Origin of the sequence: Streptomyces sp. NPDC127190 (assembly GCF_042672505.1) — a bacterium.
GTDB lineage: Bacteria > Actinomycetota > Actinomycetes > Streptomycetales > Streptomycetaceae > Streptomyces.
In genome coordinates this window covers 51,362-63,593 of the sequence record NZ_JBHXVE010000014.1, presented here as the reverse complement: position 1 = coordinate 63,593, position 12,232 = coordinate 51,362, and the positions used below count along the sequence as shown (strand labels likewise).

The following is a 12,232-nucleotide window of genomic DNA, read 5'->3' as shown; positions in this document are numbered from 1 at the left end:
TTTCTTTGTAGGGGGGGGGGGGGGGCGCTGCGGCGGGGCGGGCCCCCCCTCTTTGCCCGCCCCGGGGGTACACGGGGGGGGGGCGGGGGGTGCCCCCCCCCCCCCCCACCCCGTGCCCGCACCCCCGTCCACAGCTAAAATCCGCACGTCAGGGCCGCTCCGACGCCGCAGCGCGCCCACCGCATCGCCCTGCACGAGGAGCCGCCCCTCATGGCCGAACACCCCGCCTACCCCGTAGGCCTCCGCCTCGCCGGCCGCCGCGTGGTCGTCCTCGGCGCCGGCACGGTGGCCCAGCGCCGTCTCCCGGCACTCATCGCGGCCGGCGCGGACATCCTCGTCGTGTCCCCCGAGGCGACCCCCTCCGTCGAGGCCATGGCGGAAGCGGGTGAGATCACCTGGGCCCGGCGGCCGTACCAGGACGGCGATCTCGCCGAGGCCTGGTACGCCCTCATCGCCACCAGCGACCCCGGGACCAACGCAGCCGCCTCCGCCGAGGCGGAGCGGCACCGCGTCTGGTGCGTGCGCTCGGACGACGCCGACCAGGCCACCGCCTGGACCCCGGCGACCGGCCACAGCGAGGGCGTCACCGTCGCGGTGCTCACCACGGACGCGCGCGGCCGCGACCCCCGCCACACCGCCGCCATCCGGGACGCGGTCGTGGAGGGCCTGCGCGACGGCACCCTGGTGGCCCCCCACCACCGCACCCGCACCCCGGGCGTCGCCCTGGTCGGCGGCGGCCCCGGCGACCCCGACCTGATCACGGTCCGCGGCCGGCGGCTGCTCGCCGAGGCGGACGTCGTCATCGCCGACCGGCTCGGCCCGCGCGACCTGCTCGCCGAACTCCCGCCGCACGTCGAGGTCATCGACGCGGCGAAGATCCCGTACGGCCGTTTCATGGCCCAGGAGGCCATCAACAACGCGCTGATCGAGCACGCCAAGCAGGGCAAGTCGGTGGTACGGCTCAAGGGCGGCGACCCCTATGTCTTCGGCCGGGGCATGGAGGAGGTCCAGGCGCTCGCCGAGGCCGGCATCCCGTGCACGGTCGTCCCGGGCATCTCCAGCTCGATCTCGGTGCCGGGCGCGGCCGGCATCCCGGTCACGCACCGGGGCGTCGCCCATGAGTTCACCGTGGTCAGCGGCCATGTCGCCCCGGACGATGAGCGCTCGCTGGTGGACTGGCCCGCGCTGGCCAAGCTCACCGGCACGCTGGTGGTCCTCATGGGCGTCGACAAGATCGGCAAGATCGCCGAGACGCTCGTCGCGCACGGCAGGTCGCCCGAGACCCCGGTCGCGCTGGTCCAGGAGGGTACGACGGCCGCGCAGCGCCGTGTCGACGCCACCCTCGCCACGGTCGCCGAGACCGTCCGGACCGAGGACGTGAAGCCGCCGGCGGTGATCGTCATCGGCGCGGTCGTCCAGGTCGGTCCGGAACCGACCGCTTGATCATGTGTAACCCGGGGTAACACACCTCTACCCAGCCGTTGGCACCACACCCAGGACAAGGCAGTATCACCCCGTGGCCGATCTCATCACCGTCGAGGATCCCGACGACCCGCGCCTGCGTGACTACACGGGCCTGACCGACGTCGAGCTGCGCCGCAAGCGCGAGCCGGCCGAAGGCCTGTTCATCGCGGAGGGCGAGAAGGTCATCCGCAGGGCCAAGGAAGCCGGCTACGAGATGCGCTCCATGCTGCTCTCGGCCAAGTGGGTCGACGTCATGCGCGACGTCATCGACGAACTCCCGGCCCCCGTCTACGCGGTGAGCCCCGAGCTGGCCGAGCAGGTCACCGGCTACCACGTGCACCGCGGCGCCCTCGCCTCCATGCAGCGCAAACCGCTGCCGACGGCGGCGGAGCTGCTGCGCACGGCCCGCCGGGTGGTGATCATGGAGTCGGTCAACGACCACACCAACATCGGCGCGATCTTCCGCTCGGCCGCCGCCCTCGGCATGGACGCGGTGCTGCTCTCCCCCGACTGCGCCGACCCGCTGTACCGCCGGAGCGTCAAGGTCTCCATGGGCGCGGTGTTCTCGGTGCCGTACGCCCGGCTGGAGACCTGGCCCAAGGGGCTGGAGCAGGTCCGCGAGGCCGGCTTCACCCTCCTCGCGCTCACCCCGGACGACAAGGCCCGCAGCCTGGACGAAGCGGCCCCGCACCGGATGGACCGGGTGGCCCTGATGCTCGGCGCCGAAGGGGACGGGCTGTCCACCCAGGCGCTGGTCGCGGCCGACGAGTGGGTGCGTATCCCGATGTCCCACGGCGTCGACTCGCTCAACGTGGGCGCGGCGGCAGCGGTGGCCTTCTACGCGGTCGCCACCGGCCGCCCGGAGTCCTGACCCACCCTCTTGGGCGGTAGGTGCCGGGACCGGGGCTCGGCTGTGAGAAAGAGTCCGGCCCTTCGTCCGGCCCTTCGTCCGGCCCCTCGTCCGGATCCTCAGCCGAGGCGGGCGGGGGCCGGTGCCTTCGGCTGGGCGGAGGCGGCGCGGCTCGTCCCGGGCGTCGGCGGAGCCTCCTCGCCCAGCGCTCCGTCCTCCCTCGCCGTGCGGACCGGCTGCGCATGCCGCTGCGGCCGGCCGTCGTCGCCGCCCAGCCCCCGCGCCGGGCCCTCGCAGCCCTGCGCCAGCGCGATGCCGAGCGCCACGAGCAGCGTCACCACCACGAACACGAACAGCCGCTGCCGCAGCAGCCGCGGATTGGCCGGCCGCAGCCGCGTACCCGTCGTACGCTGCGCCGGCCGCCCGGAGCCGCTGCGCGGAGCCGGCCGGACACCGCCGGCCGAACGCCGGTCGCCGCCGCGCGGCACCGGGGTCGGCCGCGCCGCGCCCGGCCGGCCGCCGGTACCCGCGCCCCGCGGGCCGCTGCCGCCCCGTGACGGCACGGCCCCCCGGGACGGGGCACCACCCCGCGGCAACGGCGTGCCGGGGGAGGTCCGCCGCTGGCTGCGCTGCTGCTCGGGGTAGGTGTCCACGAGCCGCCCGGTGGGCCGGTCCGCCTCCGCGGCGCGCGGCGCGGGCGGCCGTACGTCGCCGCCCAGGTCCTGTGCCTCCCGGGCGGCGATCTCCTTGAGCCGCAGCGACAGTTGCAGGGTGCTGGGCCGGTCCTCGGGGTCCTTGGCCAGACAGGCCCGGATCAGCGGGGCGAGCGCGTCCGGTACGCCGTACAGCTGGGGCTCCTCGTGCACCACCCGGTACAGCATCACCTCGGAACTGCCGTGCCCGAAGGGGGAGTCGCCGGTCGAGGCGTACGCCAGGGTCGCGCCCAGCGAGAAGACGTCCGTCGCCGGGGTGACCATCGCGCCGCGCACCTGTTCGGGGGCGAGGAAGCCGGGGGAGCCGACCGCGGTGCCGACGTGCGTGAGGGTGGAGGCACCGGTGGCCCAGGCGATGCCGAAGTCGATGATCCGCGGTCCCTTGGGGGACAGCAGGATGTTGGAGGGCTTCAGGTCCCGGTGCACGACACCGGCCTCGTGCACGGCGACCAGCCCCTCGGAGAGGGCCGCGCCGACGGCCGCGGTCTCGGCCGCGCCGAGTGGGCCCTCGTCGGCGACCTTGTCGTGCAGCGAGGGGCCGGGCACGTACTGGGTCGCGAACCACGGCCGCTCGGCCTCCAGGTCCGCCGCGACCAGCCGGGCCGTGCAGCCGCCCCGGATCCGCCGGGCCGCCGAGACCTCCCGGGCGAACCGCGACCGGAACTCCTGGTCCTCCGCGAGATCGGGCCGGATCACCTTCAGTGCGACCCGCTGCCCCTTCTTGTCGGAGCCGAGGTAGACCACGCCCATACCGCCCGCGCCGAGCCGTCGGTGAAGCCTGAACGAGCCGACGACGCGCGGGTCCTCGCGCCTCAGGCGCATCATCGCCATGTTCATCCCCGCTGCCCGGTCCCTGTGACGTGGCACAGCTTACGTTTCCCACGCCGCCTGCGCGCAGAGGCCGCGCCCTCCGGCCCGTACGGATTGTGTGTGCCGCCCGGACGAGGTGAAACGCGGTCAGGAAGCCACCCGCAGCGGCACCTTTGGGCCGCGAGCAGCCCCAACCATGCGGCAGGGCAGGGTGGTTGGGCTCGTCACCGGCTCACCCCGACCGGACGCCGCCCGCGTCGGACGCCCGCCCGGGACGGCCCGCGGGCCCGCCCGCGCGTCGCTTGCGATGCGGCGTACGGCGCACCCCGCACCCCCGCTTGGAGTGATCGAAGTCACTCCTTCCGGCCCCGGGGACGCTTCGGAAATGGCCGGACACGGCGGGCACCCCCTCCGGGATGTCCCCGATGTGCGCGCCCGCGTCTCCACCCAGGGGAGTACGTCGCAGGTCATGGCTCATCCTCCGGGAGGCCCGCCAATCGGTACGAGGGCATGACGCCCGCCGCCCGCTCCGCGCCTAGATTTGAGGTCAAGCGGCGGGTGCAGCACTCGTCCCCCGAGGTCAGGCGCCCGCCGCTGTTGACAACAACCGAGACGGTCGGGAGAGGGACCATGGCCCACACGGCACCGCGACGTACCACGTTCGCCCCGCGCCGGACGGGCCGCCGCCACCCCCTGGTGGCGACGCTCATGGCCCTTCCCCTGGCGGCCCTGCTCCTGCTGGTCTTCGACGGCTGGGAGACGGTGGCCACACAGGCGTCGTCCGTGGGTGCGATGCTGGGGCGCTGAGCGGCGACCCCAGGCCCGGAAGAGCGGTCCGGGCGGGGACATCCATCCATGAAACCCCGTGGGGACGGGGGTGCGACGGACGGCACGAATGCCGGCGCAGCTGGGGAGCTGCGCCGGCATTACCCCTTTGCGCGGGCCCACGCGCAACGACAGAGCCCCCGGTCCGAAGACCGGGGGCTCTGTGCCGTGTGGACGATACTGGGATTGAACCAGTGACCTCTTCCGTGTCAGGGAAGCGCTCTCCCGCTGAGCTAATCGTCCGGGATAGGTGACCAAAGGGTCACGGAGCGTGCGCGATACTGGGATTGAACCAGTGACCTCTTCCGTGTCAGGGAAGCGCTCTCCCGCTGAGCTAATCGCGCGAGGGATCCAAGGATCCACGATCCGAAGATCGAGTGGACGATACTGGGATTGAACCAGTGACCTCTTCCGTGTCAGGGAAGCGCTCTCCCGCTGAGCTAATCGTCCTCGGGACGCGTGGACGATACTGGGATTGAACCAGTGACCTCTTCCGTGTCAGGGAAGCGCTCTCCCGCTGAGCTAATCGTCCTTGGAGGTGGAGACGGGATTTGAACCCGTGTAGACGGCTTTGCAGGCCGTTGCCTCGCCTCTCGGCCACTCCACCAGGAGTGTAGGGGATCGGGATGACCCCTTCTTCCTTCGAGCGGACGACGAGGCTCGAACTCGCGACCTCAACCTTGGCAAGGTTGCGCTCTACCAACTGAGCTACGTCCGCTTGTCGTTTCGGTCCGCTTCCGCGTCCCGGCGACGTGTTGAACTCTAGCGGATTCCTGGGCCAGCACAAAAACGCGTTTGCGCAGCGTGCTGCGGTGCGTCCGGCGAAGGCCGTGGTCAGGACCCCTCCGGGACATCCCCGGGTCATCCGCCGGACACCGGACCTAGACTCGAGCACGTGCTCGACCACCCCGCGAAACCCCTCCTGGCGCTCCCTCCCCTGGCCCGCTTCGGCGACCGCGTCGCCACCGGCCTCCTCGACGTCACCAGCGACCCCGCCGCCCTGGACTCCTCCGGCTTCTGGGCGGTCAGCGCCGACTTCGAGGGCCGTCTGACCTGCGCACGCTTCGCACACGTACGACAGGAGCCGGTGCCCGCGCCGGTGCCCGGCCGCTGGCGGGGCCCGGCGGAGGCGGACTGGACCAGCTCCCTGGACCGGGCCGCCTACACCGCGGGCGTCCGCCGGATCCGCGAGCACATCGCGGCCGGCGAGGTCTACCAGGCCAACCTCTGCCGCGTGCTGAGCGCGCCGGTCGCCGCCGACGCCGACGTGGACGCCCTGACCGCGCTGCTCGCCCGCGGCAACCCGGCGCCGTACGCCGGGACGATCCGGCTGCCGGAGCACGGCGTGGAGATCGCCACCGCCTCGCCCGAGCTGTTCCTGCGCCGGGACGACCGGATGGTGGAGTCGGGCCCGATCAAGGGCACCGGGCGCACCGAGGCGGACCTTCTGGAGAAGGACTACGCCGAGAACGTGATGATCGTGGACCTGGTCCGCAACGACATCGGGCGCGTCTGCGCGACCGGCAGCGTGACCGTTCCCGACCTGTGCGTGGTGGAGAAGCACCCCGGCCTGGTCCACCTGGTCTCCACGGTCCGCGGCGAGCTGCGCCCCGGCGCCGGCTGGCCGGAGCTGCTCACGGCCGCCTTCCCGCCCGGCTCGGTCACCGGCGCGCCCAAGCAGAGCGCCCTGCGGATCATCGAGGCACTGGAGACTGCTCCGCGCGGCCCCTACTGCGGGGGCATCGGCTGGGTGGACGCCGACCGGGGCACCGCCGAGCTGGCGGTCGGCATCCGCACCTTCTGGATCGACCGCGCCGAAGGCGTCCTGCGGTTCGGCACCGGAGCCGGCATCACCTGGGGGTCCGACCCGGAGGGGGAGTGGCGGGAGACCGAGCTGAAGGCGTCCAGGCTGCTCGCGGTAGCGTCGGGGGCGTACGAGCACAGCGGAGGGGCGTTGTCATGAAGATCTGGCTGGACGGCGGACTGCGGGACGCGGAGTCCGCCCATGTCTCCGTCTTCGACCACGGGCTGACGGTCGGCGACGGCGTCTTCGAGACGGTGAAGGCGCAGAACGGCAAGCCGTTCGCGCTCTCCCGGCACCTTGAGCGGCTGACCCGCTCGGCCCGGGGTCTCGGTCTGCCCGACCCCGACTACGACGAGGTCCGCCAGGCCTGCGCGGCGGTCCTGGCGGCCAACCCGATGCCGCTCGGCCGGCTGCGGATCACCTACACCGGCGGCCACGGGCCGCTGGGCTCCGACCGCGGCGAGCACGGCCCGACCCTGGTGGTCGCCCTCGGCGAGACCACCCGCCGCCCGGACACCACCGCGGTGATCACCGTCCCCTGGACGCGGAACGAGCGCGGCGCCCTCACCGGCCTGAAGACCACCTCGTACGCCGAGAACGTCGTCGCCCTGGCCCGCGCCCACCAGCACGGCGCCTCCGAGGCGCTGTTCGGCAACACGGTCGGACAGCTCTGCGAGGGCACCGGCTCGAACGTCTTCGTCGTCCTGGACGGCGAGATCCACACCCCGCCGGTCGCCTCCGGCTGCCTCCCGGGCATCACCCGGGCCCTCGCCGTCGAGTGGACGGGCGCCCGGGAGACCGACCTGCCGCTGGACGTGCTGGAACGCGCCGACGAGGTCTTCCTGACCTCCACCCTGCGGGACGTCCAGGCCGTGCACCGGGTCGACGGCCGCGAGCTGCACGGTACGCCCGGGCCGGTGACCGCCAAGGCGATGCGGATCTTCGACGAGCGGTCCGGCCAGGATCTGGACCCCTGAGCCGGGAGCCCAGGCGGAGGGCGCCTCGGGGAAAACAGGCTGACGCGGTGGGCCGCCGTGGGTAGAACACCTGTGATGACCACGACCCTGCGGCCGGCCGAGCCGCTCCAGGAGCACCCCGACGGCACCCGCTCGCGCCGCTACCGGGTGTGCGTCAACAGCCGTCCCGTGGGCGAGATCCACCTCGGCACCTCGCCGTCCCTGGGCGCCTCGGTGGCGCGCGTGATCGACCTGCGGGTCGAGGAGCCGTTCCGCCGGCGCGGCCGGGGCACGGTGGCCGCGCTCGCCGCGGAGGAGGTGGCCCGCGGCTGGGGCTGCCGGCAGATCGAGACCGTCGTCCCCGCCGAGGCGGACGCCGCCCTGCGGCTCTTCGGCACGCTCGGCTACACGCCGCGCAACCGCGCCATGGTGAAGCGCCTCGGCACCGTCCCGCCCGACCTGCCGCCGGGCAGCCGCGCCCGGCCCATGACCGCGGCCGAGTACGCGGCGTGGCAGGACGGGGAGAGCGAGCGCTGCGCGCGCACCTGGCTCGAGCTCGGCGTCCCCGAGGCCGCCGCCCGGGCCAAGGCCCACGACGACCACGCCCGGCTGCTGCCGCACGGCCTGGCCACCGACGGCATGCTCTTCAGCGTCCTGGAGCACGAGGGCGCCAGGGTGGGCACGCTGTGGCTGGCCCTGAAGGACGACAGCGCCTTCGTGTTCGACGTGCAGACCGATCCGGACCGCCGGGGCCGCGGACACGGCCGTACGCTCATGCGGCTGGCGGAGCGGCAGGCGATCGAGGCCGGCCGGCCGGTCCTCGGCCTCAGCGTCTTCGCGGGCAACACCCCCGCCGAGCGGCTCTACGCGTCACTGGGCTACGAGACGACGTCCCTCAGCCTCGCCAAGCCGCTGCTGTAGGCGGGTGGGAGCGTGGTCCGTACGGCGGGGCCCCGCGCTGGTCAGGCCTCCCGCTCGGCGAGCAGCCGGTCCGCGATCTCCGCGATCCGCTCGCGCAGCCCCTCCTGGCTCTTCCCGCCGTCGAGGCGTTCGCCGCCGATGACGTACGTCGGCGTGCCGGTGACCCCGATCGCCTTGCCCTCGGCCTGGTCGGCGTCGACGATCAGGATGTGCCGGCCGTCGATCAGCGCGGTGTCGAACTCCTCGGCGTCCAGGCCCAGTTCGCGGGCCGTCTCGACAAGGAAGGACTCGCCCCGGCGGTCCAGCTCCTCGACCCGCCCGAGCACGGCCTCCACGTACGGCCAGCCGTTGCCCTGCTCCAGCGCCTCCTCGGCGGCCTGCGCGGCGGCGAAGGAGTGCTGGTGCTTCTCCAGCGGGAAGTGCCGAAGCCGCACCTCCAGCCGGTCGCCGTAGCGGGCGCGCAGGGCGCGGACGTCGTCCAGGGCGGTACGGCAGTCGGGGCACTGGAGTTCGCACCACACGTCGAGGACCAGGGCGTCGGTGGGTGCGGGGGAGGAGTCGCTCATGCGCACCAGTCTTCCAGGCGGGACGCGCGCGACCCAATCGGGAGCGCGGCCGCCGCGGACCGCCTCCGGGTGGGACAGGTGCCGGCGGCGGAACCGGTACCCGCGGAGGAGACGCCCTGGGGGGAGACCCGGAGAAGTCCCTGATGTCCGGCCGGGAGCATGGCATCGCGGGGACCGGGCGGTGCAGGATGGAGGGGACGAAGCGCGCCCCGTCGGTGTGGAGCGCCGTTCGCCGGGGTGGGGTGCCCGCCTCCGGTGTCACCCGACCGAGCCCGCCAGGAGGACCGGATGATTGCCGAGACCGTCTGCTCCGCCGTGTCCGCGGCGGGCCTGGGCATCGCGGTGGTCACCGCCTACCGCAAGCGCTTCCTGGCGGCGGCCCGCATCGCGGCCTACGCGCTGGTCCCCGTGGCCCTGGTGATGACCGGCGTCGTCGGCTGGCTCGCCGACACCGCCTTCAGCCCCACCGCATGGGCGGGCTTCGGCGTCCTGGGCGCGGCCTGGCTGCTCTTCGCCGGCACCCGCGCGGTGGAGCGCCGGCGCGGCGGCACCCGGGCCGAGCGCAAGGCCGCCAAGGCGGCGGCGGGCCGGGCCGCGATGGCGCCAGGCGCCTCGGCGCCGTCCCTGGGCGGTGCTTCCGGGACCGGGTCCGCGGCGCAGGGGCCCGGCGCGGCCGACGACTTCAGCGACATCGAGGCGATCCTGAAGAAGCGCGGCATATGACAGTCGTACGACTCCCTGAAACGACACAGTACGTCCGCTGACGTCCGGAAACGTTCACCGGTCGAAGCGAGCCGAACGAGAGATCGCGGTATTCGGCAAGATCCCTGTGGTGGATCGCGGGTGGGGTGCCGGGTAGGCCATCATCGGCCGCGAGATGCTGGACACGACGACCCAGAGCGAGGCCACGCCGCCCCAGGACGAGCCTCGCGGGTGCCTCTTCGCCCTTTCCCAGCCACCGCTGATGATCTTCCTTGCGGTGATCGGGTGTCTGCTCCTCATGGCTGCACTGCACGATCTGCTGTTGCTGTGAGCCGTACACGTCGGTCCCGGCGTCACCCGCCGGGACGGACGTCACCCGCAGGACGGGCGTCACCCGCAGGACGGGCGTCACCCGCAGGACGGGCGCCTCTCGCCAGGACGGAGGGTCGCGATCAGCCGGCCGCTTCCTTGCGCCGGGCCCGGTAGGCCGCCACATGCAGCCGGTTTCCGCAGGTGCGGCTGTCGCAGTAGCGGCGCGAGCGATTGCGGGAGGAGTCCACGAACGCGCGCCGGCAGTCCGGTGCCTCGCAGCGCCGCAGCCGCTCCTGCTCCCCGGCCACCACGAAGAAGGCGAGCGCCATCCCGCAGTCCGCGGCGAGATGGTCGGCCACCGAGGCGCCCGGCGCGAAGTAGTGCACATGCCAGTCATAGCCGTCGTGGTCGGTCAGGCGCGGAGTGGTGCCCGCCGCTGCCACCAACTCGTTGATCACCCCGGCGGCGGACCGGGCGTCCGGCGCCGCGAAGACCGCCGCGAACCGGCCCCGGATCCGGCGCACCGCCGCGAGGTCCAGCTCCGACAGCGCCCCGACATCGCTGACCTGGTGACTTCGTACGAACTCCGTCAGAGCCGGGACGTCGGGCAGTCCGTCCGTCGCCGTCTCGTCCTCCGGCGCGGTGTTCACCAGATCCACCACGGTGTCGAGGGCGCACCGGGTGTCGTGGGTGATCAGCACGTTTCGCTCCCTGGCCTGAGGGTCGGGCGGGCGCCCGCCGATGCTGGCCGATGGTAGCGACATCCGCGCCCACCGCACCGGCCCCACCGAACGCGCCCGCTCTGGAAGAACGCCTCCGGACCGCCAGGGGTTCCCGGAAGCGGACGCACGGTGGCGCCGGACGCACACAGGGCGACGCCGCCCCGTGCGGGTGCACGGCAGCGGCGTCGGCGGTGCCGTATGCGGTTGTCTTCGCCCGAGCCGTCTCCCCGAGTGGACGGCGCCGGGCTGCTTTCGAGGGGGCCGAGGCCTAGCTCTCCGCCAGGATGTGGGACAGCTCCTGATCCAGGTCGAAATGGCGGTGCTCCGTGCCGGGCGGCACGGCGGCGTCGGTTCGCTTCAGGAAGGACTCCAGGGCCCGCGCCGGGGCCTCGAGCAGCGCCTCCCCCTCCGGGGAACTGAGGGCGATGCACACGACGCCCTGACCGTGGCTGCGGGAGGGCCAGACGCGGACGTCGCCGGTACCGGTGGGCCGGTGGAGCCCCTCGGCGAGGAGGTCGCGGGCGAACACCCACTCGACGGTCTCCTCGGCTCCGGTGTGGAAGGTGGCGTGCACGGCGTAGGGGTCGGCCGTGTCGTACCGCAGGCCTGCGGGGACAGGCAGGGAGGACTCGCTCGACACAACGAGGCGCAGGTGCAGCTCGCAGCTGACCGTGGTGTTCATAAGCGCCAGGGCCTTTCGCTCAGTGTGCGCTCGGGGATTCGCACGTCGGCGAAATCGACATGCCACCTACGGTGCCGTTGTAAACCCCTCTGAGGGTTTTGCGTGCCTTTACGTAACTCTTCCGGCCGAGAACTCGTACCAGATCTACGACCATTTCAGTGACCTGAATCACTCCGCTAGGGTTTGTCTGTATGAATACGGGGAGTGACGACAGGGGCGAGGTCGCTGTGGCGACGGACAAGACCGACGGGGCGATGAACAAGACGGCGGACGAGACGGCGAGGGAGACGGCGGGCGAGGCGAAGGCGAAGGCGGACGAGCGCGTGGGCGAGGACGGGAGCGGGTCGGGGCTCGGCTCCCGGGCGCCGGAATTCATCAAGGCGCGCCGAGCCCTGCACCTCAGCTGGCAGGTCGGCGTCTTCGTGGTGGGCCTGGCGGTCGTCGGCGCCGGCATCGTCATGCTGCCGCTGCCCGGACCCGGCTGGGTCGTGATCTTCGCCGGCATGGCGATCTGGGCGACCGAGTTCGTCTGGGCCCAGCTCGTGCTGCGCTGGACCAAGCGCAAGGTCACCGAGGCCGCCCAGCGAGCGCTCGACCCCAGGGTGCGGCGCCGCAACATCACCCTCACCGTGATCGGACTGGTGATCGTGGCGGTGCTGGCGGGGATCTACCTGTGGAAGTTCGGCCTCGTCATGCCCTGGAACATCCGGCACCAGTGACGCCCGTGGTCTCAGGCACCCCCTGACATGGGGTAATGTTCTTCCTGCGCCCGGGCGATTAGCTCAGTGGGAGAGCGCTTCGTTCACACCGAAGAGGTCACTGGTTCGAACCCAGTATCGCCCACCCGGACCGACCGGGCCCCCGCAGCCCGCGGGGGGGGGGGGGGGGGGGCGCCCCCCCGGCGG

13 protein-coding genes and 7 tRNA genes are annotated in these 12,232 nt (G+C 73.0%); 10 read left to right on the top strand and 10 right to left on the bottom strand.

Annotated elements, in window-relative coordinates; genetic code table 11:
* Window positions 1-210 precede the first annotated feature (210 nt).
* Entirely contained in the window at window positions 211-1,443 is a 1,233-nt protein-coding gene (cobA, locus tag ACFVIU_RS21910) for a uroporphyrinogen-III C-methyltransferase (RefSeq protein ID WP_385844431.1), read from the top strand.
* A gap of 73 nt (window positions 1,444-1,516) precedes the next feature.
* Entirely contained in the window at window positions 1,517-2,335 is an 819-nt protein-coding gene (locus ACFVIU_RS21905) for a TrmH family RNA methyltransferase (RefSeq protein WP_385844429.1), read from the top strand.
* Window positions 2,336-2,433: 98 nt separating this feature from the next.
* On the opposite strand, the gene ACFVIU_RS21900 is transcribed toward ACFVIU_RS21905, so the two are convergent.
* Window positions 2,434-3,864, bottom strand: coding sequence for a protein kinase (locus ACFVIU_RS21900; RefSeq protein ID WP_385844428.1), 1,431 nt, complete (start codon window positions 3,862-3,864; stop codon window positions 2,434-2,436).
* Between the two features lie 603 nt (window positions 3,865-4,467).
* Between ACFVIU_RS21900 and ACFVIU_RS21895 the strand changes: the two genes are divergently transcribed.
* On the top strand, window positions 4,468-4,644 hold the full coding sequence (locus ACFVIU_RS21895; RefSeq protein ID WP_023552040.1) for a hypothetical protein: 177 nt from the start codon (window positions 4,468-4,470) through the stop codon (window positions 4,642-4,644).
* 189 nt (window positions 4,645-4,833) lie between these two features.
* Here the strand turns inward: ACFVIU_RS21895 and ACFVIU_RS21890 are convergent.
* From ACFVIU_RS21890 to ACFVIU_RS21865, 6 genes are all read right to left on the bottom strand, one after another.
* Window positions 4,834-4,905 (bottom strand) — tRNA-Val (locus tag ACFVIU_RS21890).
* Between the two features lie 29 nt (window positions 4,906-4,934).
* Window positions 4,935-5,006 (bottom strand) — tRNA-Val (locus ACFVIU_RS21885).
* 34 nt (window positions 5,007-5,040) lie between these two features.
* Window positions 5,041-5,112 (bottom strand) — tRNA-Val (locus tag ACFVIU_RS21880).
* Between the two features lie 10 nt (window positions 5,113-5,122).
* A tRNA-Val gene (locus tag ACFVIU_RS21875) sits at window positions 5,123-5,194 on the bottom strand.
* Window position 5,195: 1 nt separating this feature from the next.
* Window positions 5,196-5,269, bottom strand: a tRNA-Cys gene (locus tag ACFVIU_RS21870).
* A gap of 38 nt (window positions 5,270-5,307) precedes the next feature.
* A tRNA-Gly gene (locus tag ACFVIU_RS21865) sits at window positions 5,308-5,380 on the bottom strand.
* Window positions 5,381-5,557: 177 nt separating this feature from the next.
* Between ACFVIU_RS21865 and ACFVIU_RS21860 the strand changes: the two genes are divergently transcribed.
* The 3 genes from ACFVIU_RS21860 to ACFVIU_RS21850 all read left to right on the top strand — a co-directional run bounded on the left by ACFVIU_RS21860 (window position 5,558) and on the right by ACFVIU_RS21850 (window position 8,343).
* On the top strand, window positions 5,558-6,625 hold the full coding sequence (locus ACFVIU_RS21860) for a chorismate-binding protein (RefSeq protein WP_385844427.1): 1,068 nt from the start codon (window positions 5,558-5,560) through the stop codon (window positions 6,623-6,625).
* Window positions 6,622-7,443, top strand: coding sequence for an aminotransferase class IV (locus ACFVIU_RS21855; protein WP_385844426.1), 822 nt, complete (start codon window positions 6,622-6,624; stop codon window positions 7,441-7,443). The genes ACFVIU_RS21860 and ACFVIU_RS21855 overlap by 4 nt, the downstream gene beginning before the upstream one ends.
* 75 nt (window positions 7,444-7,518) lie before the next feature.
* Window positions 7,519-8,343 (top strand): GNAT family N-acetyltransferase, encoded by an 825-nt coding sequence (locus ACFVIU_RS21850; RefSeq protein WP_385844425.1) that lies wholly within the window; start codon window positions 7,519-7,521, stop codon window positions 8,341-8,343.
* Window positions 8,344-8,384: 41 nt separating this feature from the next.
* Here the strand turns inward: ACFVIU_RS21850 and ACFVIU_RS21845 are convergent, their stop codons facing one another.
* A complete protein-coding gene (locus ACFVIU_RS21845) occupies window positions 8,385-8,909 on the bottom strand; it encodes a DsbA family protein (RefSeq protein ID WP_385844423.1) in 525 nt (174 codons plus the stop codon).
* Between the two features lie 288 nt (window positions 8,910-9,197).
* On the opposite strand from ACFVIU_RS21845, the gene ACFVIU_RS21840 reads away from it, so the two are divergent.
* Window positions 9,198-9,632 carry a hypothetical protein gene (locus ACFVIU_RS21840; protein WP_385844422.1) on the top strand — a complete coding sequence of 145 codons (435 nt, stop codon included), beginning with the start codon at window positions 9,198-9,200 and terminating at the stop codon, window positions 9,630-9,632.
* A 154-nt stretch (window positions 9,633-9,786) separates the two neighbouring features.
* Entirely contained in the window at window positions 9,787-9,942 is a 156-nt protein-coding gene (locus ACFVIU_RS21835; protein ID WP_385844421.1) for a hypothetical protein, read from the top strand.
* 121 nt (window positions 9,943-10,063) lie between these two features.
* Here the strand turns inward: ACFVIU_RS21835 and ACFVIU_RS21830 are convergent, their stop codons facing one another.
* Window positions 10,064-10,624: a CGNR zinc finger domain-containing protein gene (locus ACFVIU_RS21830; protein WP_385844420.1), complete on the bottom strand. Its 561-nt coding sequence runs from the start codon at window positions 10,622-10,624 to the stop codon at window positions 10,064-10,066.
* Between the two features lie 289 nt (window positions 10,625-10,913).
* The gene (locus ACFVIU_RS21825) at window positions 10,914-11,327 is read right to left on the bottom strand and encodes an SsgA family sporulation/cell division regulator (RefSeq protein WP_004002642.1); all 414 of its coding nucleotides are present in this window, start codon (window positions 11,325-11,327) and stop codon (window positions 10,914-10,916) included.
* 191 nt (window positions 11,328-11,518) lie between these two features.
* On the opposite strand from ACFVIU_RS21825, the gene ACFVIU_RS21820 reads away from it, so the two are divergent.
* Together ACFVIU_RS21820 and ACFVIU_RS21815 are read left to right on the top strand one after the other, a co-directional pair.
* Complete coding sequence (locus tag ACFVIU_RS21820) at window positions 11,519-12,046, top strand: TIGR02611 family protein (RefSeq protein WP_385844418.1); 528 nt, start codon at window positions 11,519-11,521, stop codon at window positions 12,044-12,046.
* Between the two features lie 52 nt (window positions 12,047-12,098).
* Window positions 12,099-12,170, top strand: a tRNA-Val gene (locus ACFVIU_RS21815).
* The last annotated feature ends 62 nt before the right edge of the window (window positions 12,171-12,232 follow it).

Bases quoted from the DNA above. Each gene is read 5' to 3' on its own strand.
- ACFVIU_RS21895 (WP_023552040.1), top strand. From the start codon at position 4,468: ATGGCCCACACGGCACCGCGACGTACCACGTTCGCCCCGCGCCGGACG.
- ACFVIU_RS21825 (WP_004002642.1), bottom strand. From the start codon at position 11,327: ATGAACACCACGGTCAGCTGCGAGCTGCACCTGCGCCTCGTTGTGTCG.
- ACFVIU_RS21900 (WP_385844428.1), bottom strand. From the start codon at position 3,864: ATGAACATGGCGATGATGCGCCTGAGGCGCGAGGACCCGCGCGTCGTC.
- ACFVIU_RS21850 (WP_385844425.1), top strand. From the start codon at position 7,519: ATGACCACGACCCTGCGGCCGGCCGAGCCGCTCCAGGAGCACCCCGAC.
- ACFVIU_RS21855 (WP_385844426.1), top strand. From the start codon at position 6,622: ATGAAGATCTGGCTGGACGGCGGACTGCGGGACGCGGAGTCCGCCCAT.
- ACFVIU_RS21840 (WP_385844422.1), top strand. From the start codon at position 9,198: ATGATTGCCGAGACCGTCTGCTCCGCCGTGTCCGCGGCGGGCCTGGGC.
- ACFVIU_RS21820 (WP_385844418.1), top strand. From the start codon at position 11,519: ATGAATACGGGGAGTGACGACAGGGGCGAGGTCGCTGTGGCGACGGAC.
- ACFVIU_RS21835 (WP_385844421.1), top strand. From the start codon at position 9,787: ATGCTGGACACGACGACCCAGAGCGAGGCCACGCCGCCCCAGGACGAG.
- ACFVIU_RS21845 (WP_385844423.1), bottom strand. From the start codon at position 8,909: ATGAGCGACTCCTCCCCCGCACCCACCGACGCCCTGGTCCTCGACGTG.
- cobA (WP_385844431.1), top strand. From the start codon at position 211: ATGGCCGAACACCCCGCCTACCCCGTAGGCCTCCGCCTCGCCGGCCGC.